The sequence below is a fragment of the Mesorhizobium sp. M7A.F.Ca.CA.001.08.2.1 genome (assembly GCF_003998455.1).
Classification (GTDB): domain Bacteria; phylum Pseudomonadota; class Alphaproteobacteria; order Rhizobiales; family Rhizobiaceae; genus Mesorhizobium; species Mesorhizobium ciceri.
In genome coordinates this window covers 1-4,453 of sequence record NZ_RZPW01000537.1, presented here as the reverse complement: position 1 = coordinate 4,453, position 4,453 = coordinate 1, and the positions used below count along the sequence as shown (strand labels likewise).

The window sequence follows — 4,453 nt, the reverse complement described above, 5'->3', positions numbered from 1 at the left end:
GCCCAGATAGGATTTGATGGTTTCGATGAAACGCGGCACCGAAATCGGCTTCGAGATATAAGCCTCGCAGCCACCCTGGCGGATACGTTCCTCGTCGCCTTTCATGGCGAAGGCGGTCACGGCAATGACGGGGATGACGTGCAGTTCGTCGTCCTCCTTCAGCCATTTGGTCACTTCAAGCCCCGACACCTCAGGCAATTGGATATCCATCAAGATGAGATCCGGCCGGTGCTGGCGTGCCAGATCGAGCGCTTCCAGACCGTTGCGGGTGCGCACGGTCTCGTAACCGCTTGCCTCGATGAGGTCCCGAAAGAGCTTCATGTTGAGCTCATTGTCCTCGACGATCATAACCTTCTTCGGCATCGATATCCCGTCCCGGCCGCCCTTCCGCTTCGAAGGCGACCGTCATGCGCCCATGTCTGAACGCACCAAACCCTGCTTCACTTTACGGCAATATGATTGACGAAACGGAAATCCGCGGCTGGAAACAGCGCGAATTCCACCTCGTCGCCTGCGCGTCCAAAGGGCGCGCCACGCTCTAATGGCTTGCCGCAAGCAACTCTTGCCATTACTGCGGGAGAGACTCATTCCACACCGAAGGTAGTGATGGCAAACGCAGCGTCAATGCGCGAAGAAGCGGAATCGATTGCCGTGAAGGCCCTGGGCTTTGTCGCCTCCGATCCGGAGCTTTTGCCGCGCTTTCTGGCTATCACCGGCATAGAGGTCCATTCGATCCGCAAAGCCGCCAGTGAGCCAGGTTTCCTGGCTGGTGTCCTGCAATTCATCCTCGCCCACGAGCCGACGCTGATGCGCTTTGCCGAGGAAACCGGCACCCCGCCGGCTGCTGTCGGCAAGGCCCTGCGGTCGCTGCCGCTGGGCGATGACAACCACGAGCATTCCATATGAGCGATGATCCAGAAACAGCGCGCCAGATCGAAGAACTGGCAGCCGACAACCGGCCGTTGCTGGTGCTCGATGTCGACGATGTCGTGCTCGAATTCATCCGCCCGTTTCCGAATTTCCTCAAGACGCGTGGCTACGGCCTGACGCTGGCCTCGTTCCGGCTGACCGGCAACATCGCAGAGACGGCCAGCGGCCGCCTGATCGAACAGCCCGAAGTCACGGCACTGCTGGGCGATTTCTTTGATACGCAAGCCGATTGGCAAAACATTACGGACGGCGCGGCAGAGGCCCTGGCAGGGCTTGGCGACCGCGCGGAAATCATCTTGCTGACGGCCATGCCGCACAAACACCGTGCCGTGCGTCGCGTCCATCTCGACGCGCTTGGACTGAGCTACCCGCTTCTGACCACTGAAATGGCCAAAGGACCGGCAGTGGCCAAGCTTCGCGGCAAGGCCGGCCGACCGGTGGTCTTCGTCGACGATCAGCCGCACAATCTGGCGTCGGTGCGGGAATCGGTCGCCGACGCCGAACTGTTCCACCTGATGGCCGACAATTCGCTGCGCGCATTCCTGCCCCCGGTGACGGACGATGTGGTCGTCGTCCAGGACTGGCACGAAGCCGCGCCGAAGATCGCAAGCGCGCTGGGGCTCTAAACTCCAGCCTTCAAGGGTTCAGTTTCGCACCTGCGCCGCCGCTGTCGTCCCCGCTGTCATCGTCGCCGTCACCATCGTCCACGCTGTCGTCCACGGCCGGATCGGCAGGCTTCAGCATGACGCCATTGACGGTGACCGAACCGTCGGCCTTGGCGTTGACGATCCATTCCAGCCGGCCATCGGGCAGCGTCTTGCCAAAGCCCTTCGCCATGAGGGCGACTGGCACGTATTGGGCCACCTCCGGTTCCGACTTTGCCGCTTCCTGCAGGCCTTCGACAAGCTTGTCGAAGCCGGCGACATCGACGGTCACGCTACCTTCGGGCTTTTCGCCTGGGAATGTCATCTCGCCTTCCAGGGCGATCTCCGTATCCTTGTTCTTCACGGTGCTGTGGCCAAGCACGACCTTCGGCGTCTTGGCCATGAAGTCGGCCTTAAGCTGCTCGCCGAATTCGGCAGACAGCGGCGGATTCTTATTGAGATCAAAAGCTTCGATCGCCTTCTTCGCCATGCTGTCGAGATCGATATTGGCGCCGCCAAAGTTCAAATCGACATCGGTGGGCAACAACCCCACGCTCCAGCTCGGGAGAAGCTGGGTCGGCACGGTCAGTCCCGATGCCTTGATGCCGTAGGTGATCGTGCCGCTTTGGGCGACGCCGTCGGAGCCGAACACGGTGCTGAGCTGGGTGGCGCCGAAATTGCCGACCGGGCTTTCCACCGCGAAATCCTTGAAACCATAGGTCCCGTCGATACGCTGCCAAAGCGGTAAGGCGGCGAACAAAAGCGATTTGAGCTGCGCCTGGTTAGCCTTCAGCGTCGCCTCGTCCTCGTTGGCCACTGCAAATGCCAGGAGATCGAGCAATGGCTTGGTCTGCACGCCCTTGCCGCTGGCTTCGACCGATAGTTCCGGCGACCTGACGGTGACCGGGAATTTCAGCCCGCTCTCGGGGTCATCGAAATTGATCGCTTCGACAAAACTCGACACCTTCTGCGAGGTTGTGAAATCGACGCCCCCGGTCGCCGACTTGGTCGCGGCAACGGTCGCGATGCCAGCGCCGGTGCTGGCCTCCATGTGCTGCTTGGCATCCTTCGACGTCATCGTCATGCCGGCCATCGAACTGGTGCCGCTGGTGAAGGCCGCCAGATTTGGATCGTAGACGCCCGAGCCCTTGCCGTCCTTGATCGAAAACTGAGTGCTTTGCAGGCCTTCGGGTCCGTTGAACTCGAAGGAGGCGCTCTGGGAGAAATCCATCGAGACATCCCAGGATCCGTCGCTGCGCGGCTTGACCATCAGGGCGTAGGGCGCGAAGTCGAACTTCAGCAGTTTCTGGTCCGGAAATGATGCGGCAAGTGCCTTGAAATCGAACAGGATCTTGTAGGCACCACCTTCCAGCGAAACCTTCAAAATGCCTTTGTCGATCGCCTGCTTGCCGACATAGCGGGACAAGTCGTCGGACAATGCTTCGCACCCTGACTGTCGACGGTCTGACTGAGAGCAGGGGCACTCAACGCAAGAAGGAACACGAATGGCAGGGCACGGTTCACGCGAATTCTCCGTTTGACCGAGAAGAAAGGCTTTGTCCGTCTGGTATGAAATTACCGCTGCAACCGCAAGGTGAGATCGACAACGGCACCCGGGCAGGCAATCTCGATCAAAGCACCAGCCGCATCAGCGGCCGACCGGCCTTGCGTTCCAACAGCCTCTCGAAACCAGCCTTCTCGAAGACCCGCGACGAGCCGACGAACAGGCCGATCGAACGCGAATCGCGAGACAGATCTATCGGACAAGCCTCGAGCAGCCGTGCACCGTTCTGGCGGGCAAAATCGATGCCGCCTTCGACGAGGCGATGCGTGATGCCCCTGCCGCGCGCCTTGCCGCGGATGAAAAAGCAGGAGATCGCCCAGACGGCCGGATCCGTGGCGTCGGCAGGATCGACCGGTGCCGACCCCCTGCCCTGGTTGTTCCATTCGGGCACGTCGGCGCGCGGTCCGATCTGCATCCAGCCAACCGCCTGACCGTCCTCGAATGCCAGCAGGCCCGGCGGCGGGCCGGCCTCGATGCGCGCCTTGATGTGGTCCTTGTTGCGTTCCCGGCTGCTCTCGCGGCGCATCGCCGGCGCCAGCCGGAAATGCGTGCACCAGCAACCGTAGCAGGCACCTTGCTTGCCGAAGAGGTCCTCGAATTCAGCCCAAAGCTCGGGCGCAAGCGGCGCTATGGTCGTGCTCATGCGTTCTCCCCAGGCCAGCCTTGTCGCTGGCCTTGCACTGTCGTACCATTGCTTCTGTTCTCTTTATGTTCGCAGCGATGGCGGCCTCTGTCAACAATCCCGATCACGGTTTTTGCCGCGACTGCCTGATGCTTCAGCGCAGCCAGACGCGCCGCTGCGAGCGCTGCGGCAGCCCCCGGCTTGCGCGTCATCCCGAGCTTTACCGGCTGCATCTGGCCCATATCGATTGCGACGCCTTCTATGCGGCAATCGAAAAGCGCGACAATCCAGCGCTCAAGGACAAACCGTTGATCATCGGCGGCGGCAAGCGCGGCGTCGTCTCCACCGCATGCTACATCGCCCGCATCCAGGGCGTCCGCTCGGCCATGCCGATGTTCAAGGCGCTCGAAGCCTGCCCGGAGGCGGTGGTCATCAGCCCCAACATGGAGAAATACGTCCGCGTCGGCCGCGAGGTGCGCGCCATGATGCAGGCGCTGACGCCGCTGGTCGAGCCGCTGTCGATCGACGAGGCGTTTCTCGACCTCGCCGGCACCGAACGGCTGCACGGCCTGCCACCCGCTGTGGTGCTGGCGCGCTTTGCGCTGGCGGTCGAGAAGGAGATCGGCATCACCGTTTCGGCCGGCCTGTCCTACTGCAAGTTCCTCGCCAAGATAGCGTCGGACCTCCGTAAAC

The 4,453-nt window shown here is 61.7% G+C and carries 5 protein-coding genes and 1 pseudogene; 3 read left to right on the top strand and 3 right to left on the bottom strand.

All coding sequences use genetic code 11. The features are described from left to right. On the bottom strand, window positions 1–363 hold a 363-nt coding region (locus EN914_RS25695), incomplete at its 3' end, for a response regulator (protein ID WP_164778899.1). Window positions 364–606: 243 nt separating this feature from the next. Here EN914_RS25695 and EN914_RS25690 point away from each other — a divergent pair. Together EN914_RS25690 and EN914_RS25685 are read left to right on the top strand one after the other, a co-directional pair. Beyond that, entirely contained in the window at window positions 607–906 is a 300-nt protein-coding gene (locus tag EN914_RS25690; protein WP_024503583.1) for a DUF3572 domain-containing protein, read from the top strand. Continuing rightward, complete coding sequence (locus EN914_RS25685; protein WP_013531934.1) at window positions 903–1,556, top strand: hypothetical protein; 654 nt, start codon at window positions 903–905, stop codon at window positions 1,554–1,556. Before EN914_RS25690 ends, EN914_RS25685 begins: the two co-directional genes overlap by 4 nt. A 10-nt stretch (window positions 1,557–1,566) precedes the next feature. Here EN914_RS25685 and EN914_RS25680 read toward each other — a convergent pair. Both EN914_RS25680 and EN914_RS25675 read right to left on the bottom strand, forming a co-directional pair. Then, window positions 1,567–3,098, bottom strand: a pseudogene (locus EN914_RS25680) (hypothetical protein). A 107-nt stretch (window positions 3,099–3,205) separates the two neighbouring features. Further along, complete coding sequence (locus EN914_RS25675) at window positions 3,206–3,781, bottom strand: GNAT family N-acetyltransferase (RefSeq protein ID WP_024503584.1); 576 nt, start codon at window positions 3,779–3,781, stop codon at window positions 3,206–3,208. 65 nt (window positions 3,782–3,846) lie between these two features. Here EN914_RS25675 and EN914_RS25670 point away from each other — a divergent pair. Further along, the coding region (locus EN914_RS25670; RefSeq protein ID WP_127389342.1) for a DNA polymerase IV at window positions 3,847–4,453 on the top strand (607 nt) is incomplete at its 3' end.